The 16747-nt window shown below is 68.8% G+C and carries 13 protein-coding genes; all 13 read right to left on the bottom strand.

From position 1 onward, the window contains the following. Positions 1-63 precede the first annotated feature (63 nt). Entirely contained in the window at positions 64-1251 is a 1188-nt protein-coding gene (locus tag BM43_RS02785) for a M20 aminoacylase family protein (protein WP_036054045.1), read from the bottom strand. A gap of 83 nt (positions 1252-1334) precedes the next feature. After that, a complete protein-coding gene (locus tag BM43_RS02780) occupies positions 1335-2804 on the bottom strand; it encodes an aldehyde dehydrogenase family protein (RefSeq protein WP_036054047.1) in 1470 nt (489 codons plus the stop codon). Then, the gene (locus BM43_RS02775) at positions 2801-4078 is read right to left on the bottom strand and encodes an NAD(P)/FAD-dependent oxidoreductase (RefSeq protein WP_036054049.1); all 1278 of its coding nucleotides are present in this window, start codon (positions 4076-4078) and stop codon (positions 2801-2803) included. Before BM43_RS02775 ends, BM43_RS02780 begins: the two co-directional genes overlap by 4 nt. Positions 4079-4161: 83 nt before the next feature. Next, entirely contained in the window at positions 4162-5487 is a 1326-nt protein-coding gene (locus BM43_RS02770; RefSeq protein WP_036054051.1) for an NAD(P)/FAD-dependent oxidoreductase, read from the bottom strand. A 2-nt stretch (positions 5488-5489) separates the two neighbouring features. Next, entirely contained in the window at positions 5490-6224 is a 735-nt protein-coding gene (locus BM43_RS02765) for a cupin domain-containing protein (protein WP_036054053.1), read from the bottom strand. A 120-nt stretch (positions 6225-6344) separates the two neighbouring features. Beyond that, entirely contained in the window at positions 6345-6791 is a 447-nt protein-coding gene (locus tag BM43_RS02760; RefSeq protein WP_036054056.1) for a helix-turn-helix transcriptional regulator, read from the bottom strand. Positions 6792-6814: 23 nt separating this feature from the next. After that, positions 6815-8092: an NAD(P)/FAD-dependent oxidoreductase gene (locus BM43_RS02755; protein WP_036056899.1), complete on the bottom strand. Its 1278-nt coding sequence runs from the start codon at positions 8090-8092 to the stop codon at positions 6815-6817. 170 nt (positions 8093-8262) lie between these two features. Beyond that, a complete protein-coding gene (locus tag BM43_RS02750; RefSeq protein ID WP_036054059.1) occupies positions 8263-10143 on the bottom strand; it encodes an ABC transporter ATP-binding protein in 1881 nt (626 codons plus the stop codon). After that, positions 10143-11111 (bottom strand): ABC transporter permease, encoded by a 969-nt coding sequence (locus BM43_RS02745; protein ID WP_036054062.1) that lies wholly within the window; start codon positions 11109-11111, stop codon positions 10143-10145. Before BM43_RS02745 ends, BM43_RS02750 begins: the two co-directional genes overlap by 1 nt. A gap of 29 nt (positions 11112-11140) precedes the next feature. Next, entirely contained in the window at positions 11141-12094 is a 954-nt protein-coding gene (locus tag BM43_RS02740) for an ABC transporter permease (RefSeq protein ID WP_013689607.1), read from the bottom strand. Between the two features lie 79 nt (positions 12095-12173). Beyond that, positions 12174-13757: an ABC transporter substrate-binding protein gene (locus BM43_RS02735; protein ID WP_036054063.1), complete on the bottom strand. Its 1584-nt coding sequence runs from the start codon at positions 13755-13757 to the stop codon at positions 12174-12176. 534 nt (positions 13758-14291) lie between these two features. Then, positions 14292-15830 (bottom strand): methyl-accepting chemotaxis protein, encoded by a 1539-nt coding sequence (locus BM43_RS02730; RefSeq protein WP_036054064.1) that lies wholly within the window; start codon positions 15828-15830, stop codon positions 14292-14294. A 208-nt stretch (positions 15831-16038) separates the two neighbouring features. Beyond that, a complete protein-coding gene (locus tag BM43_RS02725) occupies positions 16039-16707 on the bottom strand; it encodes a haloacid dehalogenase type II (RefSeq protein WP_036054065.1) in 669 nt (222 codons plus the stop codon). Positions 16708-16747: the final 40 nt, after the last annotated feature.

Raw genomic sequence — 16747 nt, 5'->3', positions numbered from 1 at the left:
CACGCGACACGTCGTCCGTCACGGACCGTTCATCCCGCCAAAGCCGCTCGCCACGAACGAAGTTCACGGTGAGCGCATGAAGTAATGCCGTGCCAGGGCGACCCAGTATCGAACGCCCGCCGAAATGATGTCGTCGTTGAAGTCGTATTTCGGATGATGCAGTGCCGGGGCGGCAGCGCCGGCCCGCGCATTGCCGATCAACACGTAGGCGCCGGGCCGCTCTTCCAGCATGAAGCCGAAATCCTCGGAGGTCATGTTCGGCGGCACGTCGCGACGAAGACGTGCTTCACCGAAGGTCTCGCGAATCACCGCTTCGCACAATGCCGTCTCGGCCGGCGCATTGACCGTCGCCGGATAGTACTGGAAGAATTCCACGTCGACCTGCGCGCCGTAGGCGCGGGCAAGTCCGGCACACGCCAGTTGAACGTCCGTCTGCAGCTTCTGCTGCAACGCCGACGACAGCGTGCGGATCGTGCCGCGCAGCTCCGCCGTGTCGGGAATGACATTGTCCGTCGTGCCTGCCTGGAACATGCACACGGAAATGACGGCGGGGTCGACGGGATCCTTGTGCCGTGCCGCGATGGTCTGGCACTGCAGCACCATCGAGCAGGCCAGCGGTATGGGATCGATGCCCAGATGCGGCTGCGCCGCATGGGCCCCCTTGCCGGTGACCTTGATCCTGAAGCGCGAACCCGCCGCCATGATCGGGCCGGTGCGCAGCCCGAAGTGCCCTGCCGGCAGACCAGGCCAGTTGTGCATGCCGAATACCGCTTCCGTCGGACATTGCTCGAAGAGCCCGTCGTCGATCATCTTGCGCGCGCCGGCGCCGCCCTCCTCTCCCGGTTGAAACACGAAGTGGACGGTACCGGGCAACTGCGGCAGTTCCTTCATCGCGCGCGCGGCCCCGAGCAGCATCACCGTATGACCGTCATGGCCGCATGCGTGCATGATCCCGTGCGAGCACGATGCGTGCGCGAAATCGTTGGCTTCCTGGATCGGCAACGCGTCCAGGTCGGCTCGCAACACGATGCCGCGGCCCGGGTCCGCGCCCGGCAGGCTGGCTACGACGCCGGTGCCGCCCAGCCCGCGCGACACCGCATACCCGAGCGCCTCGAGCTCGCGGGCGACGACGTCGGCCGTCCGGTGCTCCTCGAATCGCAGCTCGGGATGCGCATGCAGGTCGCGCCGCAGTTGCGCCCAGTGTGCATGATGGTCTTGCAGCCAGGAATCCGGAATGACGGGATTGTCCAATTTCGGTACCTTCGAAAGGTGGGACGCTTTTACTCTCAGCCGCGGTCCGATCGGCGCGCGGCGCACGCATCAGTCGTAAAGAATCAGTCGTAGAAACCGACGATCGACTTGATCTCCATGTACTCCTCCATGCCCTCGATACCGTACTCGCGCCCATTGCCGGACTGCTTGTAGCCGCCGAACGGCGCCTGCGGGTCCCATGCCGGATAGTTCAGATGCACCTGTCCCGCCCGGATCCGGGCGGCCACCTCGCGCACGCGCTCCCGGTCGGTGCCCTGCACATGGGCGCCGAGCCCGTAGACCGTATCGTTCGCGATGGCGACCGCCTCGTCGACGCTGTCGTAAGGCAGGATCGCGAGAACCGGGCCGAAGATTTCCTGCTGCGCGATCGTCATGTCCGTGCGCACCTCGGAAAAGATCGTCGGCCGCGCGTAGAAGCCGCGGTCGTATCCGGCGGGCCGTCCGGGGCCGCCGGCGACGAGCTTCGCCCCGTCGTCCAGGCCCGCCTCGATCATTCGCGCGACCCGCTCGAACTGGGCGCGATTGGCCAGCGGCCCGTGCGTGGTGGCCGCCTCGAACGGATCGCCGACGACCATGTCCTGCATTGCCCGCTCGGCCAGTGCCTCGACCTGGCCGAGCACGCCGCGCGGCACGATCATGCGGGTCGGCGCGCTGCATGATTGCCCCATGTTGCGAAACGCGGCGGCCACGCCGGGCGCGATCGCCCGCTGCAGGTCCGCATCCGGCAACACCAGGTTCGGCGACTTGCCGCCCAGCTCCTGCGCGACGCGCTTGACGGTTGGCGCGGCCGCCTGCGCGACCAGCACGCCCGCCCGGGTCGAGCCGGTGATCGACACCATGTCGACCTCCGGGTGACAGGACAGCGCGGCCCCCACCTGTTCGCCGCTGCCGCTGACCAGGTTGAACACCCCCGCCGGCACGCCGGCATCCGCGACCAGTTCCGCGAACAATATCGCGCTGAGAGGCGACAGCTCGCTGGGCTTGAGCACGACCGTGCAGCCTGCAGCCAGCGCCGGCGCGACCTTGGCCGTGATTTGGTAGATCGGCCAGTTCCACGGCGTGATCAGCGCGCACACGCCGATCGGCTCGCGCGCGATCGCGGTCGTTCCGCGCCGCCTGATGAAGGGGTAGTCCGCCAGGTTGTCGCGTGCGACGCGGATATGTTCCGCCGCGAGCGGCACATGGGCACCGCGCGCATAGCCGATCGGCGCGCCCATTTCCATCGTGAGCGCCATCGCGAACTGCTCGGCGCGCGCCAGCATCAAGGCATGCATGCGCCCGAGCAGCGCGGCGCGCTGCGCGGGCGAGGTGGCGGCCCAGCCCTCGAACGCGTCCCGCGCGGCCTGCACGGCGCGCTCGGCGTCGCGGGCGCTACCGAGCGGGATCTCGCACAGCCTGTCCTCGGTGGACGGGCAGACCAGTTCGGCCCGTGCGCCGCCCTCGGGCCTCACCCAGTCGCCGCCGACGAAGAAGCCGTCCAGTCTTCCCGCCTGCGCCAGGCGGGAAATCGTTGAATCGACACGTGCATTCATTGCAGGAAGTCCTTGATTCGATACCATGCGCCGACCATCGGCAGGAACCATGGTTTGCCGAAATGGCCGGGAATCGCCGGCCAATCGAAACTGCTCCATGGATTCAGATCGGCGCGCCCGTCCATGATCTCCGCCATCAAGGTGCCCATCAGGGTGGCCATGTGCGTTCCGTGGCCGCTGTAGCCCATCGAGTAATACATGCCGTCGCGCTCGCCCGCGCGCGGCAGCCGGTTGGCCGTCATGTCGACCATGCCGCCCCAGCAATAATCGATGCGCGCCGTGGCCAGCTCGGGGAACACGGCGACCATCTGCCTTTGCAGAATCCGTCCGCTCTTTTCATCCGATCGCGGATCGGACGCGGCAAATCGCGCACGGCCCCCGAACAGCAGCCGCCCGTCGGGCGTCTCGCGAAAGAAATTGACGAAATTCCGGGTGTCGGTGACCATCCGGCGGGTCGGCAGCAGTCGATCGAGCACGGCACGCGGCAAGGGTTCCGTGACGATGATGAAGGCGCCGACCGGCACGATCCTGCGCCGGATCCAGCCAAACGGCCCGATCTGCGAAATGCCGCTGGCGAGCAGCACCTGGCGAGCGCGGATCGCGCCGAGCGGCGTGCGCGCCACGTAGGCCCCGCCCGCTTGCCGCGCCAGGCCGAGAACCGGCGTGTGTTCGAGGACATGCGCACCGCGCGCCTGCGCGGCATTCGCCAGGCCGCGCACGTAGCGGCCCACGTGCATGCCCGCGCTCTTGCTCAGAAGCAAGCCGCCGTGATAACGGTCCGAGCCGATCTCGTCACGCAGTTCCGCCTTCGACACCACGCGCGTATCGGGATCCACGCCGGCGGCCAGCAAGGCCTGGCTGCGCACCAGCCTGTCGTAGTGCTCGGGCTTGGCGGCGAGCTTGAGCTTGCCGAAGCGCGCGAAATCGCAGTCGATCGATTCCTCGCGGATCAGCCGTTCCACCATGTCCACGCCCGCGTCGAACGCGAGATAGAGGCGGTTGGCCAATTCCGTCCCCAGGCGCCTCGACAGGGAGGCGTAATCCTGCGCGAACCCGTTGTTGCACATGCCGCCGTTGCGCCCGGATGCCGCCTGACCCACCGTGCCCGCCTCGCAGACGACCACGCTCGCGCCTTTCCTGGCCAGCGCCAATGCGGCCGCCGATCCGGTAATGCCCGCGCCCACCACCAGCACGTCGCAACTTCCACCGGGCAACTCCCGGGAGCGGCCGGCGAATGGCTCGCAGGTGTCGAGCCAGTAGGAACTGAAACGCATCACACTCCTCGATTGGCGTACCGGGAAGCCAGCCGTCCCGTATTCGGGCGCGGCGCGATCCTGGTTCACCCGATTGCCTCGAATCAGAAATCCGCCACCTTGCTCCGGCTGGCATCGTTGAAGCGGGCGGGACGATACGGGACGGGGTCCACGATCGGCGCCACGCCGGTGGCGAGATCCGCGATCAAGTGCCCCGCGCCCGGACCAATGCCGAAGCCGTGCCCGGAAAAGCCGGCGGCGAGAATCAAGCCCGGCATGCCCGGCACCTCGCCGATTCCCGGCACGCCGTCGGGCGTGCTGTCGACGAAGCCGGCCCAGGCGTGCGTGATGGTCGATTCGCGCAACTCGGGCAGCAACTCGACCGCGCGCCGATAGGTTTCGTCCACGGTCGGCCGGTCGGGCTTCGGATCGAGAATGCGCACCCGCTCCATCGGGGTCGGCGCATCGAGCCGCCAGCGCGTCAAGGTCTCGTGGCCGCCGCGCACGCCCTCGAGCCCGCCCGGCAGGAGATTGCGCCAGCGCTTGGCGAACATCGGCAGGAATTGCGGCGCGAAGCGCAGGAACTGCGGTGTCAGGTCCACCCGTGCGCGGCCGCTGATGGCCAAGGCATACCGCCCGTCGCCGCGACGCGTCACGGACACGCCGGAGGTGTACAGGGCGTCCGGCAAGCGATGCGCCACCGGCGAAACGCTGAGGATCGACTGACGGACCGAGGCCTGCGGAAAACGGATACCGAGCTGGCGGCAGAACGAGGAAGCCCAAGCCCCGCCGGCGAGCACGGCGGTACGGGTCTTGATGACGCCGGCTTCCGTGACGACGCCGCTGACCCGCCCGCCCTCGAACTCGATGCCGCGCGCGGCGCACCGCTGATGGATGCTGCCGCCCAGCTTCATGGCGGCGGCGGCCGCGGCGGGCGCCGCCTTCGCCGGATCGGCGGTGCCGTCGCTCGGCGAGAACACCCCGCCCTTCCATTGCCGCCCGGTCGCGCGCCCGCGCTCGCCGGCCTGCCGGCTGTCGAGCATGTAGGTGGTCACGCCGGCAGTCTTCGCGAACTCGCCCCAGCTGGACCAGCGGGCGAGCTCGGCCTCGTCGTTGCTCAGGTACAGCAGCCCGCAGCGATGAAAGCCCGGGTCCTCTCCCGATTCGAGGGCGAATCGCTCCCAGAGATCGAGGCTCTTGCTCGCCATCGGCAATTCGCGCGCATCGCGGTTCTGCTGGCGGCACCAGCCCCAGTTGCGGCTGGACTGCTCGGCGCCGATGCGCCCCTTTTCGACCAGGGCCACCGACACGCCGCGCCGTGCCAGGTAGTAGGCGGTGAACGCGCCGATGATGCCGCCGCCGATCACGACGACATCCGCGGTGGCCGGCAGTACCGACGAGGTTTCCAGTTGGCGCAGCGGAGGGGACATGTTCAGTCTCGTTCGTTCGATACGTCAAGGTTCTGCACGACGAAGAATTTCGCCACGCGCTCGCTGCTTTCCCACCCGATCGACGCGCCGCGCGGCACGAACAGCGCATCGCCGGCGCCGAGCGACAGCACGCTGCCGTCGGGCGCGGCGAAACGCACGCCGCCGGACAGCAGTTGCATGAACTCGTTGACACGATGCGGGCGGACGATCCGGTGATAGGGCGTCGAATCCCAGGTGCCCGCGCAGCAGCCGGCGCCGTCCTCGACGAACACGTTGTCGCTCCGGCATTGCGGCGCCGGGCCGAGCAGCACCTCCGGCGGCAGCGAGCCGGATGGCTTGAAGTCGGCATCGGCCCGCAGCCGGAACACCCCGCGCTTGGTCGGGCGCGCGCACCCCGCCGAGCAAAACAGCAGGCGCACCGCAGCGGGCGCGCTGACGCGCAAGGCCGTGCCGGCGCCGATGACGACGCCCTCGCGCGGCCCGATCACGCATGGCTCGGCGCCGTCCACATCGATCGTCAGCACGCCGTCGACGACCACGATGGTCTCGATATGGGGAAAGCTCGGGATATCGAGGGCGCCCGTGAAGTCGATGCGACCCACGGCCATCGCGTCCGGTCCCTGCCACGCGAACTCGCGATAGGGTGCGAAAGGATCCGCCTCGCCGCATGCCTGCCTGCGAAAGACGGTCGGGAAAGGCGTGCCGTCGGCACGGTGCAACACCAAGGCTGCGGTCATGCTTGCTCCTGCGCGTCGCGCGAAGATGGTGGAAGACATGCCGGCGTCGGAGCCGGAATGACGGTAACGGAGGCCGCGCGGCCGCCCTGCGCGAAAAGCCTCGGCGCGAACCGCGAGCGGCTAGGCGGCATGGCGGGACGCATCGCGGCATTCGGCTCGCGTGCGCATCGACGGCCGTCGTGCGGAAACGCCGCCGGGACGCCCGATCACGAAATCGCGCGGCGTGACGCCGAGCACGCGCCGAAAGTGCCGGCACAGATGGCTTTGATCGAAAAAGCCGACCTCGGTCGCGACCAGCGACGGAGCGAGCCCGTCGCACAACAGATCCTGCGCCCGCCGCACCCGCACCAGGCACAGATAGCGATGCGGCGACAAGCCGACTTCATTGCGAAAACGCGCGGTGAAACGCGACACGCTCAATCCGGCCACGGCCGCGAGCATGTCGAGGCTCAGCGGCTGCGCGAACGAGGCGTCGATGGTGCGCAGCACGTCGTCGATCGCCGACGACACGGAGCGTGCCACGCACGGCGCGGCTGCCACGGGCAGGCGAACCAATCGTGCTGTCATGTCGAATCCTCCCGGAGCGCGCTTCAATGCAGCCAATCCTGCATGCGGTAATACGCACCGACGAGCGGCAGGAACCACGCATGCCCGAAATGGCCCGGCATCGCCGGCCAGTCGAGCTCGCGCCACGGATTCGACGCGGTCGCCCCATACAGCACGTCGGCCATCACCTGGCCCATGTGCACCGACATCTGCACACCGTGGCCGCTATAGCCCATCGAGTAATGGAGTCCATCGTGCTGGCCCGCGCGCGGCAGGCGGTCGGCGGTGATGTCGACCAGCCCGCCCCAGCAGTAATCGAGCCGCACCCCGGCCAGCTCGGGAAAGTATTCGGCCATGCCGGCACGCAGCACCGCGCCGCTTTTCGCGTCGGAGCGCGGGCTCGACATCGCGAAGCGCGCGCGGCCGCCGAACAGCAGCCGGTCGTCGGGCGTCACGCGAAAGTAGTTGCCGATCTGGCGCGATGTCACGTACGCCCGACGATGCGGGAACAAGCGCCGCAGTTGCTTTTCCGGAAGCGGCTCGGTCACGACGATGAAGCTGCCGACCGGCGCGATGCGGCGCCTGAACCAGCCGAACGGGCCATGCTGCGAGGCGCCGGTCGCGATCAGCACGCGCTCGGCCACCAGCGTGCCGCGCGTGCTGGTGATGACGTGGCGCTCGCCGCCGAGCCGTTCGAGCCGCGTGACGGCGGCCTGCTCATGGATGCGCGCGCCCGCGTGCGCGGCCGCCCGCGCGAGGCCGACGCCGAACTTGCCCATGTGCATCTGTACGCCCTTGTGCTGCAGCAGCCCGCCATGAAAGCCGTCGGAGGCGATCTCGTCGCGAATGCGTCCGGGCTCGATCAGCTCGATGTCCGGATCGACGTCGCGGCGCAGCGCGTCGAAGCTGGCGGCGAGCGCCGCGAAATGGCCCGGCTTGGCGGCCAGCTTCAGCTTGCCCGCGCGCCGGAAATCGCAGTCGATCGCGTGCTCGGTCACGATCGTCTCGACGCTCTTCACGGCGCTTTCGTATGCGCGATAGAACTGCCTGGCGGGCTCGGCACCGATGCGTGCGACGAGCGATGCGTAATCCTGCGCCACGCCGGTGTTGCACTGCCCGCCATTGCGTCCGGACGCCTCGCCCGCCACCTGCGCGGCCTCGAGCACGACCACCGAGACGCCGCGCCTGGCCAGCGCGAGCGCCGCCGACAAGCCGGTGAAGCCGCCGCCGATCACGGCGACCTCGGCGCGCCCTTCGACGGGCCCCTCGCAACCGTCTCGAAACTCGGGGCGCGTATCCAGCCAGTACGATTCGAATTTCATCGGATCCTTCTCGAACAGTGCAGCGTCGACGATCGACGATCGTCCCTCGACAAACATTTAATCATCGGCAAAAAGCGCGGTTGTCGCGTATTCGCGCGGGATGCAGGTGCAATCCACTGTTTTTGCCCAGCTCGGCGGCACGTCATGCGCAACGCCAGGCACCGCGAGGCTCACGCGCGCGACAGGCCAAGCGGTCGCGCCGGAACGGCTTCGACCGAGGGCTCGACCTGGAAGCTCGCGAGATCGGCCTCGCTGCGATGGCACAGCACGCGGGCGCCGCTGTCGAGCGTGCGCAGCGGCGGCACCACGCGATTGCACAGGCCGTCGACCCGCATCGCGCAGCGCGCCAGGAACGGACACAGCCCGGCGTGCTCCGCGCTGTCGCCGATCGACACCAGCGGGCGATGGCAACGCTCGGCCGCCTCGTCGAGCCAGCCCGCGCGCAACTCCGGCGCGGACGACACCAGCAGGTGCGCATACGGGTGGTAAGGCGGGGCGCACAGGGCCTCGCGGCTGCCGGTCTCGACGCGGCGGCCCGCGTACAGCACGACGATCTCGTCGCTGATCGCGCGCACCTTCGCGATGTCGTGGGTGATGAACACGTAGGACACGCCCAGCTTCGCCTGCAGGTCGCGCAGCAACTCCATGATCGCGGCGCCCACCACCGTATCGAGCGCCGAGGTGACCTCGTCGCAGAGGATCAGGTCGGGTTGCGCCGCCAGCGCGCGCGCGAGGTTCACGCGCTGCTTCTGGCCACCGGAGAGCTCGCCCGTGCGCCGCGCGGCCACCGCGTGCGGCAGTCGCACCAGCTCGAGCAGTTCCGCCACGCGCCGCCGCGCGGGCGCGCCCTTGATGCCGTGATAGAACGCGAGCGGCCGCGCCAGCGTGCGCTCGACGGTATGCACCGGGTTCAGCGCGGTATCGGCATTCTGGAACACGATCTGCACCCGACGGTGCTGCTCCTTCGTGCGCTTGCCGATGTCGAGCGCGAGCGGCTCGCCGTCCAGCAGGATCTCGCCGGAGGTGGCCGGCACGAGGCCCGCGATCACCTTCGCGAGCGTCGTCTTTCCGGACCCCGACTCGCCGATCACGCCGACCGTCTGGCCGCGCCCGATGCGCAGGTCGACTTCGTGAAGGATCCGCTTCTCCGGCCTGCCCTTCGCGACGCGGCCGCCATAACCGGCCACCGCGCCGCGCACCTCGAGCAGCGGCGCCGGCGCGGCGGGCGCCGGCTTCTCGGCGCGCTCGCCCGCGCCGGGCGTGACCGCGGCGACCAGGCTGCGCGTGTAAGGGTGCGCCGGCGCGTGCAGGATCTGCCCGGTATCGCCCGCCTCGCGGATCACGCCGTCGCTCAGCACCACGATCCGGTCGGCCATCTGCGCGACTACCGCCAGGTCGTGCGATACGTACACCGCGCTCATGCCGTAACGCCCGATCACGCTCTTGAAGGCCTGCAGCACGTCGATCTGCGTGGTCACGTCGAGCGCGGTGGTCGGCTCGTCGAGGATCACCAGCTCCGGATCGGTGATCAGCGCCATCGCGGCCATCAGACGCTGCAACTGGCCGCCCGACACCTGGTGCGGATAGCGCTTGCCGATCGCCTCCGGCTCCGGCAAGGCGAGCGCGCGGAACAATTCCACGGCCTTCGCCCGGGCGGCCGGCCGGGTCATCGTCCGGTGGATCAGCGCGCTCTCGATCACCTGGTCGAGGATCGTGCGCGACGGATTGAAGGCGGCGGCCGCGCTTTGCGCGATATAGGCCACCTTGCGGCCACGCAACGCGGCCAGGGCGGACGCGGACAGCGTGCACAGGTCCGTGCCGGCGAGCCTGACCGAGCCGCCGGCGATACGGCAGCCGGCGCGCGCGTGGCCCATCAGCGACAGCGCGATGGTGGTCTTGCCGGAGCCGGACTCGCCGATCAGCGCGAGCACCTCGCCGCGCCGGATCTCGAAGTCGACGCCATCCACGATGGTCGTCTCCTCGCCGCCCGGACGCCCGCCGACCACGCGCAGCCCGCGCACCTCGACGAGCGGATTCGATTCGTATGCCATCAGTGTCCTCCCGCGGCGCCGGCGGCACCCTTGCGGCGGCCGCGATGCGGCAGGCCGTCGATCAACAGGTTCACGCCCACCGTGAGCACCGCGATCGCCAGCGCGGGCATGATGGCCACGGCCGACCCGTCGCCGAGGCTCGCGATGTTCTCGCGCACCAGCGAGCCGAGATCGGCATAGGGCGGCTGCACCCCCAGCCCGAGAAAGCTGAGCCCGCTGAGCAGCAGCACCACGAAGGTGAAGCGCAGCCCGGTATCGGCGAGCATCGGGTGGATCATGTTCGGCAGCATCTCGACGCAGGCGATGTACAGCGCGCTCTCGCCGCGGGCCCGCGCCACCTGCACGAATTCGAGCGTGCTGATGTTCACCGCCAGCGCGCGCGCGATCCGGTACGACCCCGGCATGTAGCTCACCGCGGCGGTGAGGACCAGCAGGGGCAGCGACGAGCCGAACGCCGCGACGAACATCAGGGCGAACATCTTCGACGGAATCGACGTCAGCGCGTCGAGCAGCCGGCTCATCGTCTCGTCGATCGCGCGGCCCGACACGGTGGCGAGCAGGCCCAGCGTGGTGCCGGTGAACGCGGCGAGCAGCACCGCCGCGAGCGCGAGCAGCACGGTCAGCCGGGTGCCGTACAGGATCCGGCTCAGCATGTCGCGGCCGAGGTAATCCGAGCCGAGCGGCAGCTTGCCGCCGAACGGCGCGAACACATCCTGCGTGACCAGCGTGCCGACGTCGTGCGGCGCGAGCAGCGGCGCGAACACGGCGATGAACAGCATCGAGGCGACCATCGCCAACCCCACGCGGCCTCCGGCGGTCAGCGGCATGCGCGCCGCGCGCGGCCGGCGCGGCCGGCGCGGCGGATCGGGAATCGGGGCGGCCGGCGGCGTCGCGCCGCCGCCGGCCGGCTGCGGATCGCCTGACGGCGGCGCAGCGCTGCTGCGCGATACGGGTTCGGTCGGGTACATGGGCGGCATCTCGGAAAGGGGCGGACCGCTCAGGTCCGCAATCTCGGGTTGGACACGATCGAACAGAGGTCGGCGAGCAGCACGAGCGTCAGATAGGCGATGCAGAAGATCAGCGTGCAGGCCTGGATCAGCGGGAAATCGCGATTGCTGACGGCATCGACCATCAGGCTGGCGAGTCCCGGATAGTTGAAGATCGTCTCGACCACGATCACGCCGCCGAGCAGATAGGACAGGCTCAGCGCGATCGCGTTGGCGATCGGCCCAACCGCGTTCGGCAGCGCATGGCGCAGCACGACGCGCGCGGGGCTGGCCCCCTTGAGCACGGCCATCTCGACATAGGACGCGCTCAATTGCTCGAGCACCGCGGCCCGCGTCATCCGCGCCATCTGGGCGATCACGACCGCGCACAGGGTCAGCACCGGCATCGCGTAGGCGCGCAGGAAGTCGTGCAGGCTGTCGATCGAGCCGCCGTACGAGAGCGCGGACAACCAGCGCAGCTTCACGGCGAATACCAGCACCGCCAGCGTCGCGATCAGGAACTCGGGGGTCGCGACCAGGGACAGCGTGCCGAGGCTGATCAGGCGATCGACGATCGATTCGCGCTTGACCGCCGCGAGGATGCCCAGCAGCAGTGCCGCCGGTACCGACACGACCGTGGTGATGGCCGCCAGCGTGAGCGATTTCGGCAGGCGCGAACCGATCATCTCGGCCACCGGCATGTCGCCCGACAGCGAACGGCCGAAATCGCCGTGCAGCAAGCCCGCGAGCCAGTGCAGGTAGCGCAGGTAGGCCGGCATGTCGAGGCCGAACTGCAGGCGCAGCGCGGCAACCGTTTCGGGCGTCGCCGACTGGCCGAGCGCGGCCTGCGCGGCGTCGCCGGGCAGCAGGTTGGTCATCGTGAAGATGATCCCGGACACGATCAGGAGCGTCACCGCGGTGATGGCGATGCGCCGGCCGATCAGCCCGAGCAGGATTCGATTCATGAAGCGGCCCTCCGGAATGGATCGCACGCGGCCGGCACGGTGGCCCGCGCCGGCCGCGCGGCGTTGGAGCGCGGCGGCGTCAGGCGTTCCACCACACGTGCTCGGCGAACATGAAGCCCATCATCCCGCCGGTCGGTATCGAGGCCAGGCCCGAGATCCGCTTGTCATAGCCGTCGAGGAAGCTGATGAACGCCGGGATGCCCACGCGCCCCTGCTGGGCGACGATCACCTGCATCTCGCCGTACATCTGCTTGCGCTTGGCGTCGTCGGTTTCGGAACGGGCGGCCAGCAGCAATTGGTCGAACTTCGCGTTCTTCCAGCCCGACTCGTTCCACGGCGCATCCGACTTGAAGAACTGGGTGAACAGCACGTCGGCGCTCGAGCGCGGGTTGATGTTGCCGAAGCCGAGCGGATGCTTCATCCAGTGGTTCGACCAGTAGCCGTCGGGCGAGACGCGGTTGACCTGCAGGTTCAGCCCGATTTTCTGGCCGGCCTGCTGCAGCAGCACCGCCATCTCGATCGAGCCGTTCGCGTCGGACGTCGCATAGATCGGCGGCAGCGTGGTGCCCAGCGCGCCGGCCTTCTGGAACAGGAACTTCGCCTTGTCCGGGTCGTGAGGCCGCTGCGCCAGCGAGGCGTTGAAGTAGCGATGGCCGGGCGGAATCGGCTGGTCGTTGCCGATCACCGCATAGCCGCGAAACACCGCCGAGCGGATCTGCTCGCGATCGAACAGGTACTTCATCCCTTCGACGAAGTCGGGATTCGCGGTGATCGGGTTCTCGCTGCGCATGATCAGGTCGGTATAGAGCCCCGACTTGGTTTCCTTGAGCGCATAACCCGGCGTCGAGGCGACCCGCTGCGTCGAGCGCGGATCGATCGCGTTGATCAGGTGCACGTCGCCCGACAGCAGCGCATTCAGGCGCGCGGCGCTGTCGCTGATGCCGATCAGCTCGATCTCGTCGAGGTAGGGCATGCCGGGCTTGAAGTAGCTGTCGTTGCGCACCCCGACGGTCGACACGCCCGGCTTGAACGACTTGAGCTTGTAGGGGCCGCAGCCGATGCCGGCGGTGAAATCGGCGGTGCCGTCCTTGACGACCACCAGTTGCGGGGTGGCGAGAATCACCGGCAGGTCGGCATTGGGGCTGACGAGCGTGAGGGTGACCTCGTCCGGGCCGCTCGCCTTCACGTCGGCGAACTGCTCGGCGAGCGGCCTGACCTTCGAGGCGGTGGCCGGGTTCTTGTGGCGCATCAGCGAGAACACCACGTCGGCCGGCCCGACCGGTTTTCCGTCGTGGAAGGTGACGCCCTTGCGAAGCTTGATGATCCACGTCTTCGCGTCGGTCGTCTGCAGCGACTCGGCGAGATTCATCTGCGGCGTCAGGCTCGCATCGAGCTGCGTGAGGCCGCTGTAGAACATGAAGAAACGAATGTAGTCGGCGCCCGTCGAGCCCTTGGCGGGATCCAGCGTATCGGCCGTCGAGCCGGACTCGTTCGCAACCCGGATCTTGCCGCCGCGCTTGGGCGCCGGCTCGGCGAAGGCGGGGGCGGCGCCCGCGAGCAGGCCCGTGCCGCCGGCGGCCATCATGCCGCTCGCCGCCATGGCCCGCATCATGTCGCGGCGCGTGAAGCCGCCCTTGCCGCCGTTGTCGATATCGTCGCTCATCCGAACTGCTCCTGACTGTGGAAAGTGGGTCCTGGGTTCCAGCCTGATTCGAGAATCCCGCTGCGCCGGCCTGCTGGTGGCGCGTGCAACGTCGTGTACATGCAATTCATTTAAGCATCGCCAAAATGGTGGTTGTCGCGATTCGGCGCGCCCGCACGATACGATTCGACCGTTTTGAACCGCCTGCGCAGCATGATTTGCTGCGTGCACGGGCAGGCCGGGGAAAGGAAAGATCGGATGATTGAGGGGCGGGGATCAGGCGGTCTCAGCCGGGAAGCCGCGATCGCGGTCGCCGCGCGCGTGGGCCCGGGTGTCGGGAGGCATGCCGGATACTTGTGGGCGCAACCTTCGGAGGACGAAGCCGATGCCCATGCCGGCGGCGGCCGGCGCGTTCACGTGGCCAGGCGGGAACGGGAGCGGCTGCTCTCGTGGGCGGGTCGCGATCCTCGAGCGAGGATGCGTGGCGTGGCGCGCCCGGGAGGCGGCGCGCCGGACAGACTCGGGCCCCGCGTCCGCGGGGAGCCGCGCCGGCCGTCAGGCCGCCAGCCTGAAGACGGAAACGGCGGACCGCAGGCGTGCCGCCTGCTCGTCCAGCGAGGCCGCGGCGGCGGCCGCCTGCTCGACGAGCGCGGCGTTTTGCTGGGTGACTTCGTCCATCTGCGCGACGGCCAGGCCGACCTGCTCGATGCCGGTGCTCTGCTCGGCCGACGCCGCGGAAATCTCGCCCATGATGCCGGCCACCCGGTCGATCGAGCGCACGATCTCCGTCATCCGCTCGCCCGCGGCCTCGACCAGCCGGCTGCCGTCGCCGACCCGCTCGACCGAGGTCCCGATCAAGCCCTTGATATCCTTCGCGGCCGCCGCGCTGCGCTGCGCCAGCGAGCGAACCTCCGAGGCCACGACGGCGAACCCCCGCCCCTCCTCGCCGGCCCGGGCCGCCTCGACCGCGGCGTTGAGCGCGAGAATATTGGTCTGGAACGCGATGCTCTCGATCACGACGGTGATCTCGGCGATCCGCACCGACCCGTCCGAAATCAGGCGCATCGTTTCAATCACGTCGCGCACGGCCGCGCCGCCGAGCTCCGTCGCCTCCTTCGCCTGGCTCACCAGTGCATTCGCCTGGCGCGCGTTGTCGGCGTTCTGCTTGACCGTCGAGGTGATCTGCTCCATGCTCGCCGCCGTTTCCTGCAGGGAGGCCGCCTGCTGCTCGGTGCGCTGCGACAGGTCCTGATTGCCCTGCGCGATCTCGCCCGCGCCGAGCGCGATCGAATGGGTGGTGGCCTGGATTTCGGCGATCGTCTCGCTCAATCGCGTCTTCATGTCGCCGAGCGCCACCAGCAGGCTGCCCGGCTCGGCGCGGGCCGTGTCGAACCGCACATCCAGCTCGCCGGCGGCGATGCGGGCCGCGACCCGCGCGGCCTGCACCGGCTCGCCGCCCAAGGTGCGCCGGACGCTGCGCAGCACGCCCCAGGCAATGGTCGCCAGCGCCGCGGCAATCACCAGGGTGATGGCACCCAGCCACAGGGCGAGCCGGGTAAAGGCCGCGTCGATGTCGTCGTAGAAAAAGCCCGTGCCGATCCACCAATCCCAGCCCGGAACGGCGACCACGCCCTGCAGCTTCGGCTCCGCCTGCGCGTCGGGACTGCGCTTGACCAGCACGTCGACGAGCGCGAAATGATCGCGGGCCATGCCGGCACGATAGGCTTCGCTGTCGGTGAGGCCGTCCGTGGTGCGGTTACCCTTGGCGCGCGTGCCGATGAACTTGGCGTTCGGGTGCACCAGATTGACGCCGTCCGACGTCGTCACCCAGTAGTAGCTCCGCGAATTCGCGTTGAGCGCCGACAGCGCGGCCTTGGCCTGCTGCTGCGCCTGCTCCTGCGTGAGCGCGCCGCTAGCCTGCATCGCGCGATACGAATCGACGAGGTGCTCGGCCTTCTCCAGAAGAATGACGATCTCGTCGCGGCGGCTGTCGACCAGGGCGCCGCGCAGCGTGTGCAGCGACAACGCGGCGAGCAGGACGATGCCGAGCAGCGCGGCGGCGACCAGCATCAGCAGTTTCGTGGACAATTTCATGCGGGGCCTCCCGAGGTTAACCGAATGGTACGGATATCGGCCCGGGAGGCCTCGCCTTGAATGGCGCGGCCCTGGGAATTACCCTCAATTCGTGCGCTGATCGCACGCTCGAAGGAAAAACGCCGTCACGGCCATGCCGAGCCGCGTTCGAACCCCGCCCCCGGCGGGAGTGGCGCGCCGCGCGCGGCGCCTGCCGGCGCGCTGCCGTTCAGAGGCCGAGCTGCGTCGCGAGATGGCCGATGTCGGAAACCTCGTAGTAGTTGTAGAACGGGGTGCCGGGTTCGTGGCCGCGATTGACGAAGGCCTTGTGCTTGATGCCGAGATCCTCGGCGGTCATCAGGTCGTAGCGCAGGCTCGACGATACGTGCAGCACGTCTTCGGGCTTGCAGCCGAGCTTGCCGAACATGTACTCGAAACCCTGCATGCGCGGCTTGTACGACTGGGCCTGCTGGGCGGTGAACACCGCGTGGAACGGCGCGCCGAGCTTGTCGACGTTGCTCATGATCTGATCGTCCGAAGCGTTCGACAGGATCACCAGCTTGTATTTGCTGGCCAGCCGCGAGAGGCCCGCGGGCACGTCCGGATGCGGCCCCCAGCTCGGCACCGCCAGATAGAAAAGCTCGGCCTCGGCTTCGTCGAACTTCACGTCGAGCCGGTTGCAGGTACGCCGGATCGCATTGACCACCACGTCGCGGTAGGGCTTCCATGCACCGAGCACCTCGTCGAGACGGTAGCCGGCGAACGCGCGCACGAATTGCTCCATGTCCACCGGCGACAGCCGGTCGGCATAGACCTCGCGCGCCATCTCCGCCATGCGAAAGCGGGTCAGCGTGCCGTAGCAGTCGAACGTGATGAATTTCGGTTCAAATTGAATCATGATGACGTCCTGTCGGTGTGAAGCCCCGGCAGGGCCGGGG

The sequence above is a fragment of the Burkholderia gladioli genome (assembly GCF_000959725.1).
GTDB lineage: Bacteria > Pseudomonadota > Gammaproteobacteria > Burkholderiales > Burkholderiaceae > Burkholderia > Burkholderia gladioli.
The sequence above is the reverse complement of the archived record's forward strand: the minus strand, read 5'-3'. Positions and strand labels throughout refer to the sequence as shown.